Genomic DNA, 23857 nt, shown 5'->3' on the forward strand with positions numbered 1-23857 from the left:
GCGCGAGTTCAAAAAGTCGGGTTTTTAGGACCGAGAAGGTTGGATGAAGTTAGGGACTGAGTAGCGGAGCGTACGTAGTAGGTACGTGAGCAACGGAAGTCCTGACTGAATGCAAGAATCGATGTTGAATGTACTTCTAGAGCAACTCCGTCCTGGGAAGACGACTTTTTGAACAACCTCATGAAGATCTTAGTTTCTCAAAAGGCAGCCAGCCAATAGTCCCTGTCTCATTCTCCACTAAGGCCCATTCATAAACAACTTGAAGCAGAGTTACGGTACTACCTTGGGATGCAATCAACTCGGTAGGGTTATAATTACAGACTAATTTACCGTTCTCAATATAATCTGTTGGGAAATACGTTTTGTGCTCTTCTATTGTGCCTTCCACCCAATTTTTAAACTTTTTGCAGGGTGCAATGTTTGTTATTGTTGATCCAACCGGAAATGTGGGGAAGTTCCCCTCACCCTTATGATTTTCTGTTACCGTTAACCTCATACTTGTACCTTCGCAGGAGCTTCGATGGTCCCCCCGCCCAGACATTCTTCGGCTTGATAAAACACGACAGCTTGACCCGGTGTAATCGCCTTTTGCGGCTGGTCAAACTGCACATGCAAAGTACCGTCCGCTTGAGGGATTATAGTAACGCCTTGATCAGGCTGACGATAACGGAATTTTGCACTGCAACGAAACGGTCCGTCCGGCAGCTTGTCTGCGCCTGAGATCCAGTTGATACCCGAAGCAATGAGTGAGGTTGAATATAGACTTGGGTGCTGGTCGCCTTGAACAACATACAGAATGTTCTTGTCCAAATCTTTATCAGCAACAAACCAAGGTTCTCCTGTACCAGAGCCACCGATACCAAGTCCTTGGCGTTGGCCCAAGGTGTAATACATCAGGCCATCATGTCGGCCCTTCACTTCTCCGGTAGCGATATCGACCATGTCACCGGATTTGGCTGGCAGGTAGTTGCTTAGAAATTCCTTGAAGTTGCGCTCACCGATAAAGCAAACCCCGGTGCTATCCTTCTTCTTGGCCGTGTAAAGTCCAGCTTCCTCAGCCAATCGACGAACCTCCGGTTTAGGCAAGTGACCAATAGGGAACATTGCCTTGGATAGCTGCTCTTGGCTTAGCGCGTTCAGGAAATAGGTTTGATCCTTGTTATTATCTACACCGCGCAATAGCTTGTACACACCGTCTTCTACAACGACACGGGCGTAATGACCCGTCGCTACGTAGTCAGCGCCAAGGTCCAGCGCCTTGTTGAGGAACTCGCCGAATTTGATCTCCCGGTTACACATCACATCCGGGTTTGGCGTACGGCCTCGCTTATATTCTTCGAGGAAATAGGCAAATACTTTATCAAAGTATTGCTTCTCAAAGTTTACCGTATAGTAGGGGATATCCAATTGCTCGCAGACGCGCCTTACGTCTTCTGCATCCTCTTCAGCGGTGCAATGGCCGAACTCGTCGGTATCGTCCCAGTTCTTCATAAATATGCCGATGACATCGTACCCTTGCTGCTTAAGCAACAGGGCTGTCACCGAAGAATCGACCCCGCCGGACATACCGACGACGACGCGGATTTCATGATTTGGCTTTGCCATAGATGTTCACTCCTTTGAGCGACGTGCGCTCTGCCGTTTATTTTATCATAACCGGGGCTTTATTTTCCAAAAGACCTGTGATATGTTACGATAAGCATAGGTTAAAGATAGGAATAGAGAGATTTTTCATCTTTAATTGATTAAATCCTAATTATATAAAGATTACTTGAAAATTGAAAGAGGTGCCTTGTTTGAAAATTTCGACAAAAGGACGCTACGGGCTGACCATCATGATGGAGCTTGCCGCAAAATTTGGTGAGGGACCTACCTCGCTGAAGAGTATTGCCGAGAAAAACCAATTATCCGAGCATTATCTGGAGCAATTGATTGCACCGCTGCGTAACGCCGGACTCGTGAAGAGTGTGCGCGGAGCGTATGGCGGATATATTTTGGCCCGTGAAGCCACTGAGATTACCGCAGGAGACATCATCCGTGTGTTGGAAGGGCCGATCTCTCCGGTCGACTTTACCGAGGAAGACGATCCAGCCAAACGTGACCTGTGGTTGCGGATTCGTGATAGCATCGCCGAGGTACTGGATTCGACGACACTGGATAGTCTCGTTAATTATGAAGAGCATGGCTTGAAGCAAAATTATATGTTTTACATTTAGAGTATCACTAGGATTCCTTTGTTTTAAAGGGTTTTTAGAGGGAATTTGGGGGGGTACTTACCCGTACTTTACCCGCATTGATCGAGCGGGTTGGAAAATCAATTGTTCATAGCCCATTCAAAATCGTCGCCCATTTTCTGTTGTCTCGCTTGGGTTACGTGTAAATAGATTAAAGCCGTTACCTTAGAGTTAGGCTTGTGGCCGATGCGAGCCTGTATTTCCGTCAATCCAACATTAGGATTAGAAGCAAGCAAAGAAACATGAGTATGTCTTAAACTGTGTGGTGTAAGGTTAGTGGGAAGATCGGCAGCTTTTAACGATCTTCTCATTGTTGCGCCCAAGTTTGTAATTTGAAATGGGTATCCTGGATTGTTTGGACTCCAAAATACAAAGTTATCTTTGGGGTTGAATCTTTTCGCAGACAGTTTTTCTCTTTTTTGCCAACTCTTCAGACTCTCCAGAGCCTTGGCAATGGTTGCTCCATAATATACAACACGTTCGCTTTGTTCGTTTTTAGTAGGTCCAAAACTGTAATTTTTGATACTGCTTTTTTCTAGTTGCTTATTAATATCTATTGTTCTATTTTCGGTATCAATATCCTCCCATTGTAAACCAGCAGCTTCGGCCACCCTCAATCCGGTATAGGCCATGATAAGAAACACTGCCCATGAATTAATGTTCAATGTAAATTTAGAGACTTCAATAAATTTTTCCAATTGAGTCTTTTCAAGAAACTGCGGGATGACTTGCCTTTTTTCCCCTGGCTTTCTTTTCTCTCTCTTATCTTTGGGTATTCTTGCGCCAGATGTTGGGTCTGTTTTTATTAGTCCTTTACGTTTAGCGTGTTTAAACATCAAACTACCAGCCGTATGTACTGACGTTATAGTGCTTTTAGACAATCCTTTCTCTTTAAGTTTATAGAGAAGAGACTGATACCCGCCTTCTGTCACATCTCTTAAAGCGAAAGCCCCGAATTCCTTGTAAATGTGGATTAACCCAGCCTTCCTACTTTTAATAGTGTTAATAGCGGGCTCCCTTTCCATAATATATTCTTTTAACCATACATGGCTGAAAAGCTTCACTGTCATATTACTCTCATATTTCAGGGTTTTGTTGATTTTTTCGGCTTTTATTAATATCCCAAAATCTTCTGCTTCTCCCAGAGTATCGAATAAAGGTGATTCAGTTTCTTTACTGCTCTTTTTTTCTTTTCCATCTACAATTTCGGTGACAGGAACATAATATCTGTAGGAAAATTTCCCGTTCCTTTCGCGAATATTTTTTGGTAGATCCCTGGTCGTCTTTTTTTCCTTGTCTACCACCTAAATCCTCCTCGTCTAAAGTTGTTTAAATATATTTAAACAGTGTCTCCACTGGTGAAGTATAAATAAAAAGTTATTCTCCGAAAGTCATTCTCTGTTCGATTTCAAGAAATCCGCATACTTTATGATCTGTTTGATTTCCTCTTCTGTAAAATCTTCTAAATTAAATTCAGGATTATTAATTTGTGTTGCTTCCATTCCTCCCTCTTCAATTAAGTTACTTTTTTTGAGAGAGAAGTGTTGGGCGATTTTTTCAATCGCGCCCATTCTTGGTTCTTTCACCCCAGTTTCCCAAGCGGATACAGCTCTATTGGTAACTCCAGCAATTTCGGCTAGTTCTTGTTGTGTTATGTGGTACCTTTCGCGCAGCTTCTTTAGGTTATTTGCAATACTCAATTTAATGTAGCCTCCTTTTATTTGATATGAGTATAAAACGAAAGTCGAAAAAAATCAACTTAAAGATAGAAAAAACAATAAAATAGTTGTTGACTATCCACTTAAAGTAGATTATTATTTGCTTATAAACAAGAAATGAGGTGATTAAACAATGGCACTATCTCCAAAGCAGGCAAGATTGCTTTGCGATTTAACCCAAAAGGATGTTGCGGAAAGGTTGGGGGTCCACAGAGATACTTATCTCAAGTGGGAGAAAAACCCAGATAACATGCCTGTAGGCAAGGCGAGGGTATTTTCGTCAATCGTGGGAGTTAAAATGGATCAAATTTTTTTTGACTCCCAGTCCACTTTAAGTGGATAAATCAACTTTGGGTAGGGGGGATTTATCTGTCTACAATCGAAGATGCAATCATTGAAATGGTTAGAAATTCTTTGGACATTATTATTAAGCAATACCAATCACATAACGAAATCGTTGCTGGCTGCGCTCTGCCTCCAACTATAGACGTTGCCCAAGCCGCCGATTATTTGGACATTAGTAGATACACAGTTATCAATCGGATAAAGCAAGGCGAAATAGATGCCTACAAGGAGGGAGGGCGCTGGAAAATCACAAAAACCTCTGTTGAAAAGTATCAGGCGAGGAAAACGATTGGTTTAGTCTCTAACCAAGGAAAGGAGCTTTAGGGTGAACAAATTGCAGATCATCAATCAAAACGGTCAGTTGCTAGTCGATAGCCGGGATGTTGCGGAAATGATCGGAAGACCGCACAGCGATCTAATCAAAAGTATTCGCACTTACTCGGAATATCTCACTAAAGGAGATTTTCCCCTCAGTGAATTTTTCATCATCAACACTTACAAGGATGCGACTGGAAGAGAACTGCCGTGCTTCCTTTTAACTAGAAAGGGATGCGACATGGTTGCGAATAAACTCACGGGTGAAAAAGGAACATTGTTTACCGCTGCTTATGTGTCCAGGTTTGAGGAAATGGAAAAGTCGCAGGCGATTGACCTAACTGGACTCAGCCCTCAACTCCAACTATTAATATCCATGGAACAAAACGTGAAGCAGATCGAACAACGCCAGCAACAAACCGAACAGCAAGTGACAGTCATCAAAGATACCTTTTTACAGCATGACGAAAGCTGGCGCAACATGATCAAAGGTATGCTCAACGGCGCAGCATATCGATCCGGCACAAGTTACCGGGATATCCGCACCGAGAGCTATAGGCTGCTCGAAGAGCGCGGTAAATGCCAACTAAACATCCGTCTCAAGAACCTTCAGGACCGCTTAGCAGATGCAGGGGCGACCAAAACCAAGATCAACGAGACTAACCGCATGGACGTAATCGAGTCTGATTCCAGGCTCAAAGAAATCTATACCACTATAGTCAAAGAATTGGCTATTGGGACATTAGCCTAAGGAGGTAGAACATGAAATATCAATTCAAGGGTATTGTACGCGGAGCTTTTAGCGACTATCAAGCTGTAGGGTTAGAAGAGCCTGCTGTGATGTATTACGAAGGTAACGATCTCCACGACATACTACATGGGCTTGCAGTGGACGAATGGTTATGTGTCCTTAAGGTGAACGGTCGCAAGATCAAAGACATCATGAGCTATATAAAGCGCCAAGGGTTAAACCCACACAACTACACGCGATATGATGCTGACGGCATGATGCAAGCATAATTACGAAAGGAGTGATACCCCTTGATCGGCATACATCCTATACATCGTAAGATGGCGCTTATCACGTGGATGTCAACGAATCAATACGGTCAAATAAAACTAGATAAAGCTGCTTTTAAGTTGTTGCAACCATTGCTCAAGCAAAATTTGAAAATGATTCAGAGACTGGACGAACTGAAAAACCTCTCATACATTGCTCATGTCAACGGCGAGTATGACTGGCAACATGATATCTGCGCGAAGATTGAGGCGCTGGAAAGGGACTTGTTTGAGGTTTAGACCGAGTTTTCGCATAGTTAAACTAAATTTTAGGAGGAAGTTAAATGAAAGGTACATTTTTGATTACGTCGGAGCAAGTAAAAGCTTATGGCGCTTGCCCGGAAGGATACAGATTTTTCATGAAAGAGTTTCCTGAGGGCGGTGAATATCAAGCCATTTTGGACAAATGCTGTGAGGTTGGCCGTGCGGATTGGGCGGAGTGGCTGCTTAGAAGAGTTGGCCCTACAGAGGATGTGCGAGAGTACGAGGAACACGTCAATGAATCTACTCTGCAGATCGTCTTTGCAGGAAGAGTTGTCTTTAAAATTGGAGCCTTTATTAAATTGCTGATTGCAGGCGAGGGCATCAAGGCAGGCTGGGGCATCAAGGCAGGCACGGGCATCAAGGCAGGCACGGGCATCAAGGCAGGCTGGGGCATCAAGGCAGGCACGGGCATCGAGGCAGGCACGGGCATCGAGGCAGGCGAGGGCATCGAGGCAGGCGAGGGCATCAAGGCAGGCTGGGGCATCAAGGCAGGCACGGGCATCGAGGCAGGCGAGGGCATCAAGGCAGGCTGGGGCATCAAGGCAGGCACGGGCATCAAGGCAGGCACGGGCATCGAGGCAGGCTTAGATTATGGGGTTTTCGCCGGGCTTAAGGTTAAAGTTACCAACTGGAGCCGTCACGCCAAAGTCACAGCCAAAACAAAGCCAAACAACTTAATAAGCGGTCATTGGCAGGACGCAGAGTAATGTTTGGGCTTGATACTCTCTATACCATCCAAACGGCCTTACTAGATCATATATACATCGTAAAATCACGACTGGTAGATTTTCCGGGGGACAGCAAATACAACAAGTCACTATCAGAGGCCAATGCCGCGCTGGATGCAGTAACCACCCAACTCAAAAATAGATTGGAGGAAGATAAGCATGAAAATCACCGGTAAGATTTGGAACGCCCTAACTATGGTTGAAAAATTGTCGGTGTTAAGTGACGCGGTGGCAGCCAACAAGAAGGGAATCAAGTATGTGGGTAAGTGATATGACCGACGAGCAAAAGAGAGAGTATGGCTTTGTTGATTTGAGTATGGCTGAGATGAAAAGGCTTGGCTATGTACTATCCAGAAGCGGATGGAAGAAGGTGCAACCAAATGGTGAAGTGCGGGTGTGGCAGGGAGGCAAAATACATTGTCTACGAAATCAAACAGCCTCATTGCCCGATGTGCCTGTCGGAAGCCTTGGAAACTAACGGTCAAATATTAGTTGGGAGGATTGAACCAGTTGAACATGCAGATACGGATAGCGGCGAAAGATGACTTTATATCTGAGTTTGCCCGGCCTTTTGTAGGCGCAACGCGTACAAAAGGCCCGCATCCCAAATTTGTCTTTAAAAATGCCGTACAGCGGTCCGAATACGACCGCATTAGACGGAGTTTGGAGGAAGAACATGAACGGAATGGAGTGGCTACAAAAGGGGATGGCCCCGTTGAAACAACTGGAAATGGACCTAGAAAACGTGTCGGCCGCAACTGCCTTAAAAATAACCGGAGACTTTATCGCTATCGATCTTGTTAAGGTAATCGCCGCTTTAGAAACTGCCGAACAGGTCCTAAAAACAGAAAATGACCACTGCGCCAACAGAGGTCAAAAGCTTTAAAAAATTATCACGTAAACAATAACACGATTATTAGGAGGTTGTAAAGGGATGATCAATCCGTTGTTGCAAGAGGAATTGGATGAAATGCAGTCGCAAGAGGAAGAGGAACGCCAGCGCTTTTCCGTAACTGACCTTGAATCCTTAACTTGGGTAATGCGCAAACTGGCCGCAATTGAGGCTAAAAAGTCCGAGATTAACAAGGTGGCGGATGCTGAAAAGTATCGAATTGAATCATATCGAACCAGAGAGTTAGAGAAACTTCAACGCGATACAGAATATTTCGATAGCCTTGTGGCCGAATATGCAGCCGAACGCCGCGCAACTGATCCTAAGTTTAAATCAGAGAAAACGCCTTATGGGTCGTTTAGTTTTAAAAAGCAGCAACCAAAGTGGAACTATGATGATGAAAAATTAGTCGCCTGGCTAGAAGAAAATGGGGCGCATGAGTTGATCCGCACTAAAAAAGAGCCCGCAAAGAGTGAGATTAAAAAATTATTTATTCCCAGCGAATCCGGGGCTGTCGTCGATCCAGATGGACAGCAAGTACAAGGAATCACGGTGGAATATCGCGGAGACGAACTTGTGATTAAACCGGAGGTGTGACAATGATTTTTTCCGAATCTAATCAATCTATTTCTAAGTCTCTGGTTGTTGCATGGGGGGCCGTAGAGACTCCTAAACACAATACTAACGTAACTGTTAAAACTAAATCCGGAGGCACGTATGAATTTTCTTACACCGATTTAGACGGTATTTTCGATGCTCTAAAGGGTGTGTACAAGGAAAATGGGATAGCCGTGTTACAAACGCCTAAGACCTTCGCTCAAGATGGAAACTTAATGATTTCCGTAGAGACGATGCTTTTACACGAATCCGGGGAATGGGTAAAGTCTGAGCCGCTAAGTGTAGCTGCTAGTAACAATATGCAGGATTTGGGCGGGCAAATAACCTACATGAAGCGCTACTCATTGTCTGCTATATCGGGAATATCGACTGAAAAAGATGATGATGCCAACGGCGTTTCTGGAAATCAAGTGGAGTATGGTCCAAAGAAACTATCAGAAAATCAGGTGAAGAGATTATTTGCAATTGCAAACAGCAAGGGAATCAATACCGCAGATGTTAAGAAGGCTCTTATGAAAGATTACAACAAGACACAAGCGGAGGATCTAACTAAGCAAGAATATGACGAATTATGCTCAAGGCTTGAAAATGCCGGAAAGGAGATACATGGAGCTAGTTAATATCACTCAAGAGATACACGCCGCATCTCAGCGGCTTAGCAAGTCCGCTGACGCATTGTTTGGATTAGGTAGGGCAAAGGCCGAAGCAGAGCGAGATTACCGCCTAGCGCTTGCACAGGAGATTGTAAGAATACGTGCAGACAATATACCAGTATCGATTGTTACGGACTTAGCCAAAGGCAACGTGTCTGACAAACTTTTCGAACGTGATTTAGCGGAGGCGCAGTTTAAGGCTGGCATCGAAGCTGCTGACGCTATCAAGGTGCAAGTATCAGCTTTACAAACAATACTCAAATACCAAACGGATATGTAGGTGATCCTTATGGACTTTGGATTCAGACCATACTCCAAAGAAGAACAGTTGGGACGGCGCAATAAGGTAGAAACTCCATTGCGGAAGCGTAGCAAGGAAAAGGAATTTACCAAAGAACAGGTTAGGGCGGTAGTCAAGAAGCGGGATGGAGACTGGTGCTTACTTAGCGGTAAGCCCGGTCCAGGACTACATCTGCACCGGGTTGTTTACAGCGGTATGGGCGGCGGCAACGGAAAGTACGAAATTTGGAACTGCGTGCTGCTCTCTACCGAAATGCATACCCTTGTACACTCCAATAAAAGGCTATGGCAGCCGCTGTTACTTGAGTTTTTGGCAACTAAAAAGGCAGGCCGAGACCCGACGAAGGCACTTGAAAAATTACGATCTAAAGCAAGTAGGTGATAAGATGGCGCGGCCTCGAAAAGAAGGTATGGATTACTTTCCACATGATACAGATGCCGTTAATGATACCAAAATCGAAGCAATGAGAATGCTGTACGGAAATGATGGATATGCGTTTTACTTTATACTCTTGGAACTCATTTACAAGCAGCCTGATTTTGAGTTAGACGTTTCTGACGCAGAAACTATTCAGATACTCGCCAAGAAAGTGGAAGTATCACAGGAGAAATTCAACAGTATGCTTCAAACGGCAATAAAAAGAGAGTGTTTTGATCCTACGGCATACCAAGAAAGATGTGTTTTAACATCAGAAGGGGTCAAAAAGCGGTCAAAAGTGGTGGTTGATAAGCGTGTGAAGATGCGCAACAAACCCCGTAATGGCGCGGAAGTTGAGTTACTTCCTAATTCCTGTGAAGTTTCTGACGCAGAAACAGGGGAAGAAAGTACACAAAGTAAAAGGAAAGTAAAAGTAAAAGAAAAGAAAAGTATTAAAGATATTATACCTAAAATCTCATTTTCCGAATCGGTTACATTGACACAGGTTGAACACGATAGACTGGTTTCGGAGTTTGGTGAGGAAATAACCAAAAGAGCTATCGACTATCTAACTTCCTACAAGGCCGAAAAGAATTACAAAACCAAATCAGACAACCTGACCATTAGGAGATGGGTTATAGAGGCAGTTACAAAGCAGAGGGGAGGTAAGGCGTCTGGAAAGCATGAAGGACCTAATGACAGACCTACAAGCCCGAGTAAATTTGCTTCGGCAGACAAAAACAAGCCCTTCGACCCAAGAGAACTTGACGGAATCGACCTCAAAGCAATGGGACTCTTCTGATACGTGCCCAAAGTGCCGGGGAGAAGAAGGGAGTTTTTACAGGGTTGATGACAACTGGTATTGGCGCGATTGCGAATGCGTATTGCGACGACGGCAGGACCGACTAATCCAGTCCAGCCAGATCACAGATAGTTTCCGGGAGATGAGCTTCGCTAACTTTGAGGCTAAAGGTGGACCGACTATTGTCCAACATGCCTTTAAAGTAGCGGCTGAGTACGCCACTAATTTTCAAACAGTCCGTAAGAGCCGCAGCAACGGGATATGCCTCCTTGGCCGTCCTGGAGCTGGCAAGACTCATTTGCTGATGGCGACAGCAAACAACCTCCTATCTCGCAACATCGAAGTACTGTACTTTCCGTGGATTGAAGGATTTGCGGATTTAAAATCAAGTTTTGATGATTTGGCAGACAAGGTATACAGGCTGCAACGGGTAGAGGTGCTTTTTATAGACGACCTATTCAAGGGCCGCGAAAAGCCAACTCCGTTCCAACTCGAACAAATTTTCGGAATTATAAACTATCGCTATTTAAATCAATTGCCTGTCATGATCAGCAGCGAATGGACGATTGCCAAAATGTGCGAGTTTGACGAGGCGACAGGCAGCCGAATCAACGAAATGTGCCGCAATTACAAAGTGGTGCTTGATCAAGAGGGGCTGAATTATCGCCTGAGAGACGAGGTGTAACGGTGGATAACATTGACGACTACGAGTTGATTGACAAGGATTTCGAAAGATTTTTGCAGATAGGTCGTGAAACGTATGAGTTTGAAAAACAAGATATACGAAGCGAACCGGCAGAAGAAGGAGATAACCGAGATATTTGAATCCTTTGAATACATGCTGCTTAATAAGCATGATCAAGGATATAGCAGACAAAAGGGAGGGACGAAGCAATGCAATGTAACGTACCGGGATGTAAAAACCACGCCACTGTATATTGGGCTACGGTGCCAGTATGCAACAGATGCCAACTTGATTTGGCAGATGAAGCGATAGAGTTTTACCGAAAGAAAATCGATGTGCGCCCAGTGTTTGAATCGATACGCGATCTATCTCCATGGAAGGTAACGAGTGCCGGTGATAAAAAGACGGTCACGGTAGCCAACGTCAAAAACGGAACTATCCTAGCACTCAAGCTAGGTGACAGTAGGTATGTGCTGGATCGGCCAAATTATTATAAGGGGGCCAACATCGTATGAGCAGATTAATATTGCCCGGCATAGCTCCCAGCGTTAACCACATGTACAACAACGCCTATGTAAAAGGCCGGAGAATGAAAGTGTTAACGCCAACGGCAAAAGATTGGTTTGATGATACCGTGTATCGCGCCATCCAATGGCGACTAGATAACAGATGGCCTACGGCTTCCAGAAAGGTCGTTGTACGGCTTTGGTTCTACTTCCCGGACAATCGGAGGCGCGACACACACAACGCCTTCAAGGCCCTGCTAGATGCCTTAGAAGACGGAGGCATTTATGAGGATGATAAGTTTGCGTTGCCCCAAGTGATTGACTATCAAATTGACCGCCAGAACCCGAGGATCGAAATAGAGTTTGAGGTTGTGATCTGACTATAGCGTTTTAAGCGCCGTAGACCATGATTTAAGAGACTTATGGCAATGGCGAGCATAAACGGGAGGGTAAGCCGAAGAGGCCCCTTAAAAAGCCTCACAGACCGTCACAAGCAAAAACCTGAGTATACAGGGATTGAAACTATGAGAGGAAGGGTAACGGATGAATCAACTCAACTTTAAATACCCAACTAGATTTACTTTTAGCTTAATTCGCAACATCGAAACTGGAGAGCAATGGGTATCTGCACAAAAGACCACTAACCAAAAAGTAACTATGAAAAACATTAAATATTGGGACGTCTACCACTTTTCATACGATGCCAATAACAAAGTGGCTCTGCTGGATGTAAAGGAAATCAAGAGTGAAAGTGAGCTTGCAGAGTGGTTGGACAGATACGAACAAATATGGGGCATTAAGCCGCAAGTTAAGGAGGCTTCCCATGAATGAACGGATACAAGAGATAAACGAAAGATACAAAGACGGAGTAAAGTGGGCCGCTGACCCTGAGGACATAGCCTATCTCCTATCAGAAGTAGAACGCCTACAAGCCCTCCATACACATCAATCCTATGATAAGACGGCTGGAGAGCTACATGAGGAAAACCAAATATTGATATCTGCACTACGTCATTACGCAACAGGCGGAGAATCTGGCAGGGTTGCTCGTGCTGCTCTAGCTAAGGTGTAAGGCGACAAGGGAAAGGAGAAAACCTCATGAAACCAATCAAAGTTACAATCAAATCCACAATGGATGATTTTGAAGAGAAGGTAATATGGTTGTCGGAAAATGAGATTGTAGCCTTAAAGCATGTAGATTTCGTAGAAATGGAAATAGATGAACGGTTCCAGATTTTTGAATTAGTCTACGACTTAGACGCAAAACAGCTTGTAATGTGGCTGGATAAGGCACAGTAGACCCAAAAAGCGAAGGAGTGAATCGCAGTGACACAAAGACCATATAGGGGAAAGCGGAAAGACAACGGTGAATGGGTTGAGGGCTGGTATCACGAATTAGACCACGGTGATCATATCGGCAAGGCATTTATAATGCCGTCTCATGCGTCGGCTATGTACTCATATGAGGTTGATACTGATACAACAGGGCAGTCATTAGGTGTTTCAGACAGGAACGGAGTACAGATTTTCGTTGGTGATATTTGCAGGGATAGTCTTGGCTGGGTGTATGCCGTAACTTGGGACGCAGACAATTCCCGTTACATCGGGAGACACAGCAAGCCGCGCGGGGATACCTACATTTGCTATGTAAACATAGTTGACAAACACGATAGGTCGGCGGTAGAAGTGATCGGAAATATCTATGATAACTCCGACTTACTGCATAGTTCGAAAATATAGCGTCACAGGCCTCCGGTATGGAGGCCCATAAGTTAGGGAGGGATAAAAGGTATGAACAACTATAAATTCCGTTACATTTTTAAAAATCACCAAACAGGCGATGTCAAATCCATAATAATCACAATAGACGATATGGAAGAAAATAAATGGGGAGCGATACCTGATTGGGAAGACGATGGATACCAACTTGCATCTCGTGATAGACATACAGGCCTTAAAGATTGCAACGGCAGAGATATCTATGAGGGGGATGTTATGCAGGATGGTGAGGGGCGCGGGGAAGTGGAGTGGGTGCAGGAACATTACGCATTTATGGTGTTCACGCGCAACCCAAGTAAATATCACTTGTTGGAGTCAGATGGGCGTTTAAATAATTCAGAGGTAATTGGAAACATCCATGATAATCCTGAACTATGGGAGGACAAAAGGTATGAGAGAGATTAAATTCAGGGGCAAGGAAATCAAAAGCGGCAAATGGGTGCGAGGAGACCTGCGTCAAGTAGAAGGACGCTGTTATATTATGGACTACGATATTGGCGATGATGGCATTACAGATACCCAGAAGGTATTCAACATCCATTATGAGGTCGATCCCGAAACAGTAGGTCAATACACAGGCCTTAGAGATCGCAACGGCAAGGAGATTTATGAGGGGGATATCATTTTAGATAACTCCTACGGAGAAGATGTTGGTCAACTAGTCGATAGAGTTGTTTGGAATAATGAAACAGGTGCATGGGTATGGGGTAAAGATGAAATTGCTCTCATTTCAGAGAGTGTAGATACCATTATGCTTATCGGTAACCGATGGGATAACCCTGAATTACTAGGGGAGGTTATATTCTGAGAAAACTCAGCCTGTTTAGCGGCATTGGCGGTATTGATTTAGCAGCTCATTGGGCCGGCATGGAGACAGTAGCCTTTTGTGAGAGAGAGGCATACCCGCAGAAAGTTTTAAAGAAGCACTGGCCTGATGTACCAATATACGATGATGTGTGTGAATTAACAGCAGATCGGCTAAAGGAGGATGGAATCATTGGCCCAGGTCGAACAATTGACATTATTTCAGGGGGATACCCTTGCCAGCCTTATAGTCTTACCGGGGAGCGAAAAGGCTCGGATGATGACCGCGCACTCTGGCCGGAAGTTAAGCGCCTACTTGAAGAAATTAGACCACATTGGTTTGTTGGTGAAAATGTTGCTGGACACATCTCTTTGGGCCTCGACGACGTGCTTTCTGACTTGGATAGCATCGGATACACCTCGCAACCGGTTGTTATTCCAGCTACAGCCATCGGAGCCTTACACCGTAGAGACAGGGTATTTATTCTTTCCCACACCTACGGCGAGCGATTTCCGTGGAGGCAGGTCTCCAGAAGCAGCGAAAAAATGCGGAAGAGGATCGAAAAACAATTTCAGGGACTATTGCAGACAGGTGTATGGACTCAAGTATCCCCCTCCGACTTTAGTGGAGAAGGCTATGGGGTTTCCCGAAGGATGGACGAACATCGAGTAAAGGCACTAGGCAATGCTGTTTTCCCAGCACAAATATTTCCTGTTATGGCGTTTATCAAAGCAATAGATGATCTAGTCAATACCCCATCATAACACCAATAGGCCGAAGGCCCTCAATCGACTGAATCAACCCAGCAGAGCGGGGGCCGTATATATCTTAGGGTAAGGAGGTTTAGATATGACACACTTGACCGTAAGAGCAACAACGGAGTGGGTATGGACAGATAAAGCCGAGCAACAGGAGCCTAAACGTCATAGAGCTGGGGAGACAGTGTGGCCGCATTACGTCAAGGATGCGCCTAAAGAGTGGCTGGATGGCGGTTTAATCGTGGATCGGTCGGAGTATAAGGAATCAGGGCAGGCTGATTTGTTTGATTTTATAGGAGGGCAGAATGAACAATAATGAATTCCCTTGCTATAAATGTGGGAGGACTCTAAATTTACTTTTTGACCGATTTTGCTGCAGTAAATTACAAGGTGAAATAGGGGTTTCGAGAGGTAGAGTAGTAAGGGGCAAGGGAAATGACGATTTCATTAATCGAAGACGTAAAAAGAAGAGAAAGAGAAGGGAAATTGACAAAGAATTGCGGGCAAGAGTCTTAAAGAGAGACAAAAGGAAATGTACTAAATGTGGGTCGAGAAAAAAGTTGCATGTGCATCATATAATCCACCGGGCTGAAGGTGGGAAGGATGAAATGAATAATTTGGTGACCCTATGTGATCTATGCCATGCCGAGCAACACAGGGGAGAGACTGTATATAACTTAATGCTTAAGGGATTTTGGCAATACGAAGATGTGCAGTAAAAAATAAGGGGTGATAACTATGCAGGACCTGCTCAAAAGCTACCGGGAGACATTATATGATCTCCAAAAAGTAAAGATCAGAGCAGACTCAGAGCGAGACAAGGCAAAAGAGGCGTTCGAAAAGAGTGCCACCGAATCAAACAAGGCGGAATGGGATGCTGCACAAGATTATTGCGACACGATCAACTCATTTATCAGCAACGTAATGTACGTTGTCTCATGGTTGAGTCGAGGACACGCACCTAATCCAAGGAGAGCCATACACAGACGCTCGAGAGAACAGCGGGAAGTGTTGATGGATCCGCTAAAGATGCAATCATACGCTAACCCCGCCGCTTGTGGTAGCCCGACAACAATCACGGATAGTGAGAGGTTCAGGCTTGATGAGGCAATGTGTACGCTTACACCGAGAGAGAGTGACTGTTATATGCTTAAGTATGGACAGTGTTACTCAGAGAGAGAGATAGCGAGACTACTTGCAACGTCGCAACAGGCAGTACATCAAAACATTAAGCGTGCAGAGGCAAAGATAAATGACAGTCTCCGAAATAATCTATTCCTGACGATTGCTTGATTTTACCTTGTCGCTTGCCACCTATATATAGAGGCACATAATCATGTGCAAGCGAATGACGGACTAGAATGATCTGGTCCGTTGTTTGCGTTAAATAGAGTTTCATAACCTTAACATATCGTTTACTCCATCCCTGCCTAAATGCGCAACGACATAAAAGCGCGCCTCCTTTTGCCCGTGACGACAGCGGCTAAGGGGTGGATCGTCGAGGCTGCCGCTGCCTAAGTAAAGCGGTTTGTGTTATTATCTCTTTGAGGTGATACGAATGGATGAGATTATAAAAGAACTACGAGGTTTGTTGACTTCGTTAACCGATGAATTACACAGCATAGCTTTGAGTGATGACCCAGATACAAACAACACTCGCACAAAGCTGATAGCTAAAAGGGAATTAGTAATTGAATTGCTGAGCAGGTATAACTAGCCGCCTAATGGCGGCTTTTTCTATTTCCAAAACAACTCAACCTTGGAGGTGGTGATGGTGACATATGCACAGGAAGGCTGAGGCCGATTATCAGCGCGGTATGAAGTACAAGGACATTGCCGAAAAATATAGCGTGTCGATCAATACCGTGAAGAGCTGGAAGCAGCGGCACGGATGGCGGCGTCAAAAGGGTGCGCCCTCTGAAAAAGGTGTGCATACAAAAAAGCCGGGTGCACCACCAGGCAATAAGAATGCCATAGGCAACAGAGGAGGGGCACCGCCGCAGAACAGTAACGCGGTCACTCACGGCCTGTTCCAGAAATACCTTCCCGCTGAATCGCTTGAGATCATGGAGCAGCTCCAGCAGCGGTCAGCGCTTGATATCGTTTGGGACAACATCATGATTCAGTACACGGCCATTATTCGGGCGCAGCAGATTATGTATGTCAAGGATCGGGACGACGTAACGACAACTAAGACAAGCGAGACCAACGGTGAGAAGTCCTGGGGGGAGAAATGGGAAGTACAACAGGCATGGGATAAGCAGGCAACTTTCCTGCAGGCTCAGAGCCGGGCTATGGCGACGCTGCAGAGTCTTATCCGGCAGTATGATGAGTTATTACGGACTGATCTGGCTACGGACGAGCAACGCGCCCGTATCGAGGTGCTGCGTAGTAAGGTGCCAAATAAAGACGGTATTAACCCTAACGCGCAGATTACAGCCCTTGCGGATCTGATCAACAACCCAGCCCCTGAGCGGGTGATTGATGATGATTGAGTATGCACCCTTAACGGCCAGGCAGGCTGATTATATACGCCGTTGCACCGACTCATGGCTCAATGTAGCTGAGGGCGGTAAACGGGCAGGGAAGAACATTATCAACCTGATTGCCTATGCCATGTGTTTGGAGATCCATCCGGATAAGTTACACCTGGTCGCGGGGGTTTCGCTGGCAGCGGCCAAGATGAACGCAATCGACTCCAACGGTTTCGGTCTACAGCACCTATTTGCTGGGCGTTGCCGGGAAGGTGAATACAAGAACAGAGACGCGCTATACATCCAGACTAAGGCCGGCGAGAAGATCGTTATTATCGCGGGTGGAGGTAAGGCCAATGATGCAGCGAGGATCAAGGGTAATTCCTACGGCACGGTATACATTACCGAGGTTAACGAGTGTCATCAGTCTTTTGTTCAAGAGGTATTTGACCGGACGCTCGCCAGCTCCAAGCGGCAGTTATTCTTCGACCTTAACCCGAAGCCGCCAGCGCATTGGTTTTATCGGGATGTGCTGGATTATCAGGACGAGACCAAGAAGCGCGGGGAGAATCCGGGATATAATTACGAGCATTTCACACTGTTCGATAACCTGTCTATTCCCGACGACCGTTTGAAGGGTGTGCTGGCGACCTACGATAAGTCTAGTCTTTGGTATCAGGCTGACATTAAGGGCAAGCGTACAGCAGCTACAGGGCGGATATATACCGGATACATCAGCAAAGAGGTTATCGTCACACGAGATTGGGCGAAGGATAAAAGGTTCCTGGAGTTTTCTATCGGGATCGATATCGGCGGTACAGATGCGACCGTGGCGACACTAACTGGCTTCACGCTGCAGTACAAGGATGTGGCCTTACTTGATGGCTACTACCATAGGCAAGGCAAAGAGAGCGGATATACGCATGACCGATATGCTAAAGAGGTTGTCGATAAGATTGTAGAGTGGGGTAAAACATACCCTGCTTTTTTTGCGTTTGCTCATATCTTTGCCGAGTCAGCGGATAAGCTCTTTCGTCAGGCGCTTGCTAATGAGCTGAAGCGTCGGGGTATCAATATTCCAGTTGTACCGGCTTATAAGAAAGAGGGCATCGTTGACCGTATCCGTCTGACCAACATCCTGATCAATCAGGGACGGTACAAGGTCATGCAGCACCTGAAGCCTTGGATTGAGGCGCTGGAGAATGCGACATGGGATGAGGATGAGCGCCAAAAAGGAGAATGGGTTCGGACAGATGATGGCAGCTATCCGGTTGACTGCTTGGATAGTAGTGAGTACGCTGTGCAGCCGTTCAAGCCGAGATTGGAGGTATAGGAATGGGGTGGTTAAAGAATATGGTCATGAAGATGTTGCGTATCAATCCAGCACCAGATAATCGGATCATCACGATTACGGAGCCGTTTAGCTATCGCACCAATGTGCTACGCAACCAGCTCTGGTATCGTGGCGATCCGTCTGAGTTGGACCAGTTTTATAAGCAGGTTGCCGATGCCAGCGGCGCAGTCGGTAAATCTCGCTTCTGGGCGGCAGTTCCTTCGGCAGACTTGCAGATACGTAAGATACACAGCGGACTGCCGGCAATGATAGTTGAGCGCCTGGCCGATATCGTCATCGCGGATCTGGACGGCATCGAGCTTGCCAACAAGCAGCAGACAGATACCTGGCAGGAGATTGCTGAGGATAACGGCTTTGATGAGCTATTGGGTGACAGCATCGGAGAGGCACTGGTCACGGGCGATGGAGCCTTTAAGATCACCGTTGATTTAGATGTGACGGAATACCCGATCATTGAGTTTTACAGTGGCGATCAGGTTGAATACAAGCGTCAGCGTGGTAGGTTGCAAGAGGTTATATTCTACACGGACTATCGCTACAAGGATAAAGACTATCGTCTGGAGGAGACATTTGGCCGGGGGTATATCCGTTGCCGACTACTCAATGCTGAGGGCAAAGAGGTCATGCTTACCTTGCTGCCGGAGACTGCCAAGCTGGCTCCAGAGGTTACTTTTACAGGTGACTTTCTTATGGCCGTGCCTCTGATGTTTTTTAGGAGTAAGAAGTGGCCCGGCCGGGGGAAGTCCATCTATGACAGCAAGGCCGATAGCTTTGATGCGCTGGATGAGGTTATAAGCCAATGGATTGATGCTATCCGAGCTGGGAGAGTGCAAAAGTACATCCCGGAAGATATGATCCCACGCAACCCTGCGGACGGCTCTCTGCTGCGGCCTAATCCATTCGATAACCAGTTTATCCGCGTCGGTAGTGTCATGGCTGAGGATGCCAAGGGACAGATCAATACCGTGCAGCCACAAATCCTTTACGAAGCGTTTGTCAGTTCCTACGCATCCGCGCTGGATATGTGCTTACAAGGCATCATCAGCCCTTCTACGCTGGGGATTGACCTAAAAAAGATGGACAACGCAGAGGCCCAGCGGGAAAAAGAGAAGGCTACTCTCTACACGCGCGGCAAGATCGTGGAGCGGCTGAATCAGGTCGTGCCGGAGCTGGTCTCAACAGCTATGAAGGTATATGACACAATGCAGTCCCACAACGCCGGAGAATACGACGTAACTGTGAGCTTCGGGGAATACGCTTCACCGTCATTTGATACGGTGGTGGAGACGGTCGGTAAGGCCCGTACTTACGGTATCATGTCCGTGGAGCGGGCCATTGACGAGTTGTACGGGGATAGTCTGACCGATGCCGAGAAGGCCGAAGAAATTCAGAGGTTGAAAGAGGAGTCGGGTCAGGTCAATGTGGATGAGCCTGAGGTAAGGGAGAAGGATGAACCGCCGGAGACGCTGGACGGTGATGAGTAATGGCAAAGGATCCATACGATATCCGGCTTATCTTTGAAGAGATGACCATGGGGCTCATCGCCAGTCTTAAGCGGAACTTATCTCGCCACGAACGAGAAGAGGAGCGAGTCGGTTTTCGTTTTGATCAATGGCAGCTTGCTAAACTGCGGAGCCTGAACGTGTTCCGCAAGAAGAACAGGGAGATCGTTCAGGAGGCTAGTAAAGAAGCCATAGACCTGGTTGAGGACGTGCTGCAGCAAAGCTTCAAGTTCGGTGAAGAGAGTGTAGAGATCGTAGCGGAGAAGGCCGTTAAAATGAGTGGTGAAATTGACTTTCCGCAGGATTTCAAAAGACTTGTCAGCTCACCAAAGCCTAAATTACCTAAGCCATCAAGTCCGATACTGGATATGGATCAGCCGCTACCCGAATTACCGAAGCCACATAGCCAGTTGCCTCAAGCTCCTCCTGAGAATGATTTTTTTGGGATGAACGAGAAAAAGCTTAAAGCGCTTGAGGATAGTGTTAAGGAGGATATTGCCAAGGGGAGTAGCGGGGCATTGCGCAAGATGGACGATGTGTACAGGCAGGTGATATTTAAAGCGGAGGCGCACATGGCCGCTGGGGCTAAGACACTTGACCAGGCGGTAGATATGGCGACAAAGGATTTTCTGGAGCGCGGTTTGGATGTTATAGTCTATAGCGATGGCCGCCGGGTGCCACTTCCGTATTATGCCGAGATGGCATTGCGAACAGCCAGCCAGCGGGCTACGTTTTTGGGTGAAGGGTCTAAGCGCGACGAATGGGGCGTGTACACCGTAGTAATGAGCAGTCATGATAACTGCTCTCCGTGGTGCTTGCCGTTTCAGGGCACCGTCATGATTGATGATGTATACACATCCATCAGCAAGGAGCAGGCTGAGCAGTTAAGCCGAGACACCGGGTATTTGCTGCTCTCCTATGCCATGGAGCAGAACGCCTTTCATCCGGCTTGTCGTCATACTTTGGCTACGTGGTTCCCAGGCATTAGCCAGATGCCGAAGCCTGCGGATCCCGAAAAGGCCGTAGCGCTCTATGAAGCAGAACAGAAACAAAGGTATATGGAACGCCAGATCAGACGATACAAACTGCTTGAACTTGGAAGTTTGGACAAAGGCAATCAGGCCAAATATGGGGCGAAGGTGATTGAGTGGCAGGATCGGCTTAAGAACCATCTTGCAGAGCGTCCAGAATTGCGACATGACCGCAGGCGAGAACGCATTGACGGCGAAGTCCCGGCAAAAGAGCGCAAGGCGTTAATGAAGAAAGTTTTAGCTTTAGAAGATGGTACCCAAGCATAGGCCGGGGTACTTTTTTTATGTCAAGAAATGAGGTGAAGTATATGTCCGATGGCGTGCTTATTACTGCAATCATTTGTAGCACTTTAATTGTGCTGAGTCTTTTAGGTACAAAGTGGAAGTGATAACTCGTCTTTTTGGTATTGCAGACGTTAAAGAACAAGACATCACCGGACACGACCGGGATAACAAGTGAAGATGAAGGGATGGATTATAGATGACAAAAGAGGAATTTGTTGCATTAGGATTTACTGAGGAACAGGCCACGAAGGCTGCTGCTGCATCTGCCAAAGAACTTGAGGGGTTTATTCCGAAATCCCGTTTTGACGAGCTGAACGAAGCTAAGAAGAAGGCCGAGAAGGATGTCGCTGACCGTGACAATCAGATTACCGAGCTTGGCAAGACAGCGGGGCTATCCGAGGAGCTTAAGAAGCAAATTGAAACACTGACAACTGAGAATACGGCTGCTGCCGAGAGACATGCTGCCGAACTTAAGGAACTGCAACTTACGAATGCTATCAAGTCCGCGCTCAATGGCAAAGTACATGACGAGGGGCTTGTAGCTGGTCTGTTTGACAAGACGAAGCTGGTTGTCGATGGTGACAAGGTTGTCGGCTTGGAGGAGCAGCTTAAGGTGCTGCAGACGGACAAGTCATTCCTCTTTAAACCAGAGGATGGAGGTCAGCAAAAGCCGCCGGGCTTCCAGGTAGGCGCCCCAGGCAACTCTACGCCGCCGGCTGCAGGTGCGTCCCTTAAAGATGCAATCGCAGCACATTTTACAAAATAAATTATGAGGTGATCAAACATGGCAGTAACATTGTCTGAAGCAAAAAAGAATGTACAAGATGCCCTTACAGTGGGCGTAATTGATGAATTCCGCAAGAATAACTTCTTGTTGGAGAACATGACCTTTGATGATGCAGTCAGCCCAACTGGTGGTGGAGCTACATTGACTTATGGTTATACCAGGTTGACTACGCAACCGACAGCACAATTCCGGGCCGTGAACAGTGAGTACACACCGCAGGAAGTTAAGAAGCAACGTTATACCGTAGATTTGAAAGTATTCGGCGGTTCGTTTGAACTTGATCGTATCATTGCAGGTATGGGTGGAATTGCAGATGAAGTGCAATTACAAATGAGCCAGAAAATCAAAGCAGCTCAGGCGCTGTTTAACGACACCGTTATTAATGGTGACAGTGCCGTAGATGCTGAATATTTCGACGGATTGGACAAGGCGCTAACAGGCTCTTCTACTGAATTGATTCCGACAGCCGCTATTGACCTGTCTTCGTCTTCGGCTGTAGATACTAACTACAAATCGTTTTTGGACGTGTTGGATGAATTTTTGATGGGGCTGGATGGTACGCCATCTGCGATCATGGGTAACCTCAAGCTGATTGCCAAAATTCGCGCCGTTGCTCGTCGATCTGGTATGTATATGACAAAATTGAATGAGTTTGGTGATCAGGTTGAGTACTACGGTCAAATTCCTTTGATCGACTTGGGGGAAAAGGCGGGTACTAATGACCCTGTTGTCGGAACCAATATCGCTACAGGTGAAACGTCGCTGTATGTTGCTCGTCTTGGTCTGGATGGATTCCATGGGGTGAGCATGGCAGGTCACCCACCTGTTAAGGCTTGGCTACCTGATTTCTCCACGGCTGGAGCAGTTAAAAAGGGTGAAGCCGAAATGGTTGCCGCCGTAGCACTTAAGGCCACGAAGGCAGCTGGCGTAATGCGGAAAATCAAGGTTCAATAAGGAGGGATGACACATGCAGTATAAAGACGATTTAGCCAATGGCTATGTAAATGGTTATTATGTCGGGATTCGGCAGGGCTCACCGACGCAGGACGAACTAGAACCAGCCGCCGATGGCTATGAAGTACCTCGCGGTACAGTAAGGCAAGGCACGGTCACGCCGGACGCGTTGGAACCGAATTACCCAGAACCGGCAGAAGAGGATGACGAAGAGGAAGGGGGCACACCGTAATGGCGAAGGTTATAGCTCCTAATAAGCAATATAACGGCCTGTCGGCAACAGTCATGTTTGTAAACGGTGTAGGTGAGACGGATAATCCGAACCTGTTAGCCTGGTTTGGGTCCAAAGGGTATGAAATCCAGTGGGCTGAGGAAGAGCAGAAGGATATCCCTATTGAGAAAATGACTGTTTCTCAACTCAAAGATTACGCCAAGCAGAACAAAATCGAACTAGGCGAAGCAACCAAGAAAGAAGACATTTTACAGGTGATCCAACAGAAAAGACAGGACGACGAGGGTAACCAGCAGAACGATCAAGGAGAACAAGGTCAGCAAACTGGTGATGATCAGCCTCCTGTTGACGAATAGGCG

At 46.3% G+C, this 23857-nt stretch carries 40 protein-coding genes; 36 read left to right on the forward strand and 4 right to left on the reverse strand.

What is annotated here, in order from left to right; translation table 11 throughout:
* Positions 1–178: 178 nt before the first annotated feature.
* The gene (locus AC1VOR_RS06040) at positions 179–496 is read right to left on the reverse strand and encodes a hypothetical protein (RefSeq protein WP_482616490.1); all 318 of its coding nucleotides are present in this window, start codon (positions 494–496) and stop codon (positions 179–181) included.
* Positions 493–1605, reverse strand: a complete 1113-nt coding sequence (mnmA, locus tag AC1VOR_RS06045) for a tRNA 2-thiouridine(34) synthase MnmA (protein WP_482616491.1) — start codon at positions 1603–1605, stop codon at positions 493–495. Before mnmA ends, AC1VOR_RS06040 begins: the two co-directional genes overlap by 4 nt.
* A gap of 191 nt (positions 1606–1796) precedes the next feature.
* Here mnmA and cymR point away from each other — a divergent pair, with 191 nt between their 5' ends.
* Positions 1797–2216, forward strand: coding sequence for a cysteine metabolism transcriptional regulator CymR (cymR, locus tag AC1VOR_RS06050; protein ID WP_059051882.1), 420 nt, complete (start codon positions 1797–1799; stop codon positions 2214–2216).
* Between the two features lie 98 nt (positions 2217–2314).
* Here the strand turns inward: cymR and AC1VOR_RS06055 are convergent, their stop codons facing one another.
* Together AC1VOR_RS06055 and AC1VOR_RS06060 are read right to left on the reverse strand one after the other, a co-directional pair.
* Positions 2315–3538, reverse strand: a complete 1224-nt coding sequence (locus AC1VOR_RS06055; protein ID WP_482616493.1) for a tyrosine-type recombinase/integrase — start codon at positions 3536–3538, stop codon at positions 2315–2317.
* Between the two features lie 87 nt (positions 3539–3625).
* A complete protein-coding gene (locus AC1VOR_RS06060) occupies positions 3626–3934 on the reverse strand; it encodes a helix-turn-helix transcriptional regulator (RefSeq protein ID WP_482616496.1) in 309 nt (102 codons plus the stop codon).
* Between the two features lie 151 nt (positions 3935–4085).
* Here AC1VOR_RS06060 and AC1VOR_RS06065 point away from each other — a divergent pair, with 151 nt between their 5' ends.
* The 35 genes from AC1VOR_RS06065 (at position 4086) to AC1VOR_RS06235 (ending at position 23854) form a co-directional block, all read left to right on the forward strand.
* On the forward strand, positions 4086–4295 hold the full coding sequence (locus AC1VOR_RS06065) for a helix-turn-helix transcriptional regulator (protein WP_482616498.1): 210 nt from the start codon (positions 4086–4088) through the stop codon (positions 4293–4295).
* Between the two features lie 56 nt (positions 4296–4351).
* Positions 4352–4621, forward strand: a complete 270-nt coding sequence (locus AC1VOR_RS06070) for a helix-turn-helix domain-containing protein (protein WP_482616499.1) — start codon at positions 4352–4354, stop codon at positions 4619–4621.
* A 1-nt stretch (position 4622) separates the two neighbouring features.
* The gene (locus AC1VOR_RS06075; protein ID WP_482616503.1) at positions 4623–5363 is read left to right on the forward strand and encodes a Rha family transcriptional regulator; all 741 of its coding nucleotides are present in this window, start codon (positions 4623–4625) and stop codon (positions 5361–5363) included.
* An 11-nt stretch (positions 5364–5374) separates the two neighbouring features.
* On the forward strand, positions 5375–5632 hold the full coding sequence (locus AC1VOR_RS06080; RefSeq protein ID WP_482616504.1) for a hypothetical protein: 258 nt from the start codon (positions 5375–5377) through the stop codon (positions 5630–5632).
* Between the two features lie 21 nt (positions 5633–5653).
* Positions 5654–5911 (forward strand): DUF7667 family protein, encoded by a 258-nt coding sequence (locus AC1VOR_RS06085; protein WP_482616506.1) that lies wholly within the window; start codon positions 5654–5656, stop codon positions 5909–5911.
* 44 nt (positions 5912–5955) lie between these two features.
* Positions 5956–6642 (forward strand): hypothetical protein, encoded by a 687-nt coding sequence (locus AC1VOR_RS06090; protein WP_482616508.1) that lies wholly within the window; start codon positions 5956–5958, stop codon positions 6640–6642.
* On the forward strand, positions 6642–6839 hold the full coding sequence (locus AC1VOR_RS06095) for a hypothetical protein (protein WP_482616509.1): 198 nt from the start codon (positions 6642–6644) through the stop codon (positions 6837–6839). The genes AC1VOR_RS06090 and AC1VOR_RS06095 overlap by 1 nt, the downstream gene beginning before the upstream one ends.
* Before the next feature lie 80 nt (positions 6840–6919).
* Positions 6920–7141, forward strand: coding sequence for a hypothetical protein (locus tag AC1VOR_RS06100; RefSeq protein WP_482616510.1), 222 nt, complete (start codon positions 6920–6922; stop codon positions 7139–7141).
* 198 nt (positions 7142–7339) lie between these two features.
* A complete protein-coding gene (locus AC1VOR_RS06105) occupies positions 7340–7549 on the forward strand; it encodes a hypothetical protein (protein WP_482616512.1) in 210 nt (69 codons plus the stop codon).
* Positions 7550–7597: 48 nt separating this feature from the next.
* Entirely contained in the window at positions 7598–8152 is a 555-nt protein-coding gene (locus AC1VOR_RS06110) for a host-nuclease inhibitor Gam family protein (RefSeq protein ID WP_482616514.1), read from the forward strand.
* Between the two features lie 2 nt (positions 8153–8154).
* A complete protein-coding gene (locus AC1VOR_RS06115) occupies positions 8155–8793 on the forward strand; it encodes an ERF family protein (protein WP_482616516.1) in 639 nt (212 codons plus the stop codon).
* Complete coding sequence (locus AC1VOR_RS06120) at positions 8780–9106, forward strand: hypothetical protein (RefSeq protein ID WP_482616518.1); 327 nt, start codon at positions 8780–8782, stop codon at positions 9104–9106. Before AC1VOR_RS06115 ends, AC1VOR_RS06120 begins: the two co-directional genes overlap by 14 nt.
* Positions 9107–9115: 9 nt before the next feature.
* Positions 9116–9508 carry a hypothetical protein gene (locus AC1VOR_RS06125; protein WP_482616519.1) on the forward strand — a complete coding sequence of 131 codons (393 nt, stop codon included), beginning with the start codon at positions 9116–9118 and terminating at the stop codon, positions 9506–9508.
* Positions 9509–9536: 28 nt separating this feature from the next.
* Complete coding sequence (locus tag AC1VOR_RS06130) at positions 9537–10346, forward strand: DUF4373 domain-containing protein (protein WP_482616521.1); 810 nt, start codon at positions 9537–9539, stop codon at positions 10344–10346.
* Positions 10240–11031: a DnaA ATPase domain-containing protein gene (locus AC1VOR_RS06135; RefSeq protein WP_482616522.1), complete on the forward strand. Its 792-nt coding sequence runs from the start codon at positions 10240–10242 to the stop codon at positions 11029–11031. The genes AC1VOR_RS06130 and AC1VOR_RS06135 overlap by 107 nt, the downstream gene beginning before the upstream one ends.
* Before the next feature lie 2 nt (positions 11032–11033).
* Positions 11034–11171: a hypothetical protein gene (locus AC1VOR_RS06140; protein ID WP_482616524.1), complete on the forward strand. Its 138-nt coding sequence runs from the start codon at positions 11034–11036 to the stop codon at positions 11169–11171.
* Positions 11172–11542: 371 nt separating this feature from the next.
* On the forward strand, positions 11543–11917 hold the full coding sequence (locus tag AC1VOR_RS06145) for a RusA family crossover junction endodeoxyribonuclease (RefSeq protein WP_482616526.1): 375 nt from the start codon (positions 11543–11545) through the stop codon (positions 11915–11917).
* Positions 11918–12080: 163 nt separating this feature from the next.
* Positions 12081–12368: a hypothetical protein gene (locus AC1VOR_RS06150; protein ID WP_482616528.1), complete on the forward strand. Its 288-nt coding sequence runs from the start codon at positions 12081–12083 to the stop codon at positions 12366–12368.
* Positions 12361–12609: a hypothetical protein gene (locus AC1VOR_RS06155; protein ID WP_482616529.1), complete on the forward strand. Its 249-nt coding sequence runs from the start codon at positions 12361–12363 to the stop codon at positions 12607–12609. The genes AC1VOR_RS06150 and AC1VOR_RS06155 overlap by 8 nt, the downstream gene beginning before the upstream one ends.
* A gap of 26 nt (positions 12610–12635) precedes the next feature.
* The gene (locus AC1VOR_RS06160; protein ID WP_482616531.1) at positions 12636–12836 is read left to right on the forward strand and encodes a hypothetical protein; all 201 of its coding nucleotides are present in this window, start codon (positions 12636–12638) and stop codon (positions 12834–12836) included.
* 27 nt (positions 12837–12863) lie between these two features.
* Positions 12864–13277 carry a YopX family protein gene (locus AC1VOR_RS06165; protein WP_482616533.1) on the forward strand — a complete coding sequence of 138 codons (414 nt, stop codon included), beginning with the start codon at positions 12864–12866 and terminating at the stop codon, positions 13275–13277.
* A 51-nt stretch (positions 13278–13328) separates the two neighbouring features.
* Entirely contained in the window at positions 13329–13721 is a 393-nt protein-coding gene (locus AC1VOR_RS06170; protein ID WP_482616535.1) for a YopX family protein, read from the forward strand.
* On the forward strand, positions 13708–14124 hold the full coding sequence (locus AC1VOR_RS06175) for a YopX family protein (protein ID WP_482616537.1): 417 nt from the start codon (positions 13708–13710) through the stop codon (positions 14122–14124). Before AC1VOR_RS06170 ends, AC1VOR_RS06175 begins: the two co-directional genes overlap by 14 nt.
* Before the next feature lie 11 nt (positions 14125–14135).
* Complete coding sequence (locus AC1VOR_RS06180) at positions 14136–14885, forward strand: DNA cytosine methyltransferase (protein ID WP_482617644.1); 750 nt, start codon at positions 14136–14138, stop codon at positions 14883–14885.
* 85 nt (positions 14886–14970) lie between these two features.
* Positions 14971–15195 carry a hypothetical protein gene (locus tag AC1VOR_RS06185; RefSeq protein ID WP_482616539.1) on the forward strand — a complete coding sequence of 75 codons (225 nt, stop codon included), beginning with the start codon at positions 14971–14973 and terminating at the stop codon, positions 15193–15195.
* On the forward strand, positions 15185–15598 hold the full coding sequence (locus AC1VOR_RS06190; RefSeq protein WP_482616540.1) for an HNH endonuclease: 414 nt from the start codon (positions 15185–15187) through the stop codon (positions 15596–15598). The genes AC1VOR_RS06185 and AC1VOR_RS06190 overlap by 11 nt, the downstream gene beginning before the upstream one ends.
* A gap of 310 nt (positions 15599–15908) precedes the next feature.
* Entirely contained in the window at positions 15909–16172 is a 264-nt protein-coding gene (locus AC1VOR_RS06195; protein ID WP_482617646.1) for a sigma factor-like helix-turn-helix DNA-binding protein, read from the forward strand.
* Between the two features lie 488 nt (positions 16173–16660).
* A complete protein-coding gene (terS, locus tag AC1VOR_RS06200; protein ID WP_482616542.1) occupies positions 16661–17374 on the forward strand; it encodes a phage terminase small subunit in 714 nt (237 codons plus the stop codon).
* Entirely contained in the window at positions 17364–18686 is a 1323-nt protein-coding gene (locus AC1VOR_RS06205) for a phage terminase large subunit (protein WP_482616543.1), read from the forward strand. Before terS ends, AC1VOR_RS06205 begins: the two co-directional genes overlap by 11 nt.
* Before the next feature lie 2 nt (positions 18687–18688).
* A complete protein-coding gene (locus tag AC1VOR_RS06210; protein ID WP_482616545.1) occupies positions 18689–20191 on the forward strand; it encodes a capsid protein in 1503 nt (500 codons plus the stop codon).
* Positions 20191–21507: a phage minor capsid protein gene (locus AC1VOR_RS06215; RefSeq protein WP_482616546.1), complete on the forward strand. Its 1317-nt coding sequence runs from the start codon at positions 20191–20193 to the stop codon at positions 21505–21507. Before AC1VOR_RS06210 ends, AC1VOR_RS06215 begins: the two co-directional genes overlap by 1 nt.
* A 214-nt stretch (positions 21508–21721) precedes the next feature.
* Positions 21722–22291, forward strand: a complete 570-nt coding sequence (locus tag AC1VOR_RS06220) for a phage scaffolding protein (RefSeq protein WP_482616547.1) — start codon at positions 21722–21724, stop codon at positions 22289–22291.
* A gap of 30 nt (positions 22292–22321) precedes the next feature.
* Complete coding sequence (locus AC1VOR_RS06225) at positions 22322–23266, forward strand: major capsid protein (protein ID WP_482616548.1); 945 nt, start codon at positions 22322–22324, stop codon at positions 23264–23266.
* Positions 23267–23279: 13 nt separating this feature from the next.
* Complete coding sequence (locus AC1VOR_RS06230) at positions 23280–23498, forward strand: hypothetical protein (RefSeq protein ID WP_482616550.1); 219 nt, start codon at positions 23280–23282, stop codon at positions 23496–23498.
* Positions 23498–23854: a hypothetical protein gene (locus AC1VOR_RS06235; RefSeq protein WP_482616552.1), complete on the forward strand. Its 357-nt coding sequence runs from the start codon at positions 23498–23500 to the stop codon at positions 23852–23854. Before AC1VOR_RS06230 ends, AC1VOR_RS06235 begins: the two co-directional genes overlap by 1 nt.
* The last annotated feature ends 3 nt before the right edge of the window (positions 23855–23857 follow it).

This window comes from Paenibacillus sp. 1SOY10, from assembly GCF_056836745.1.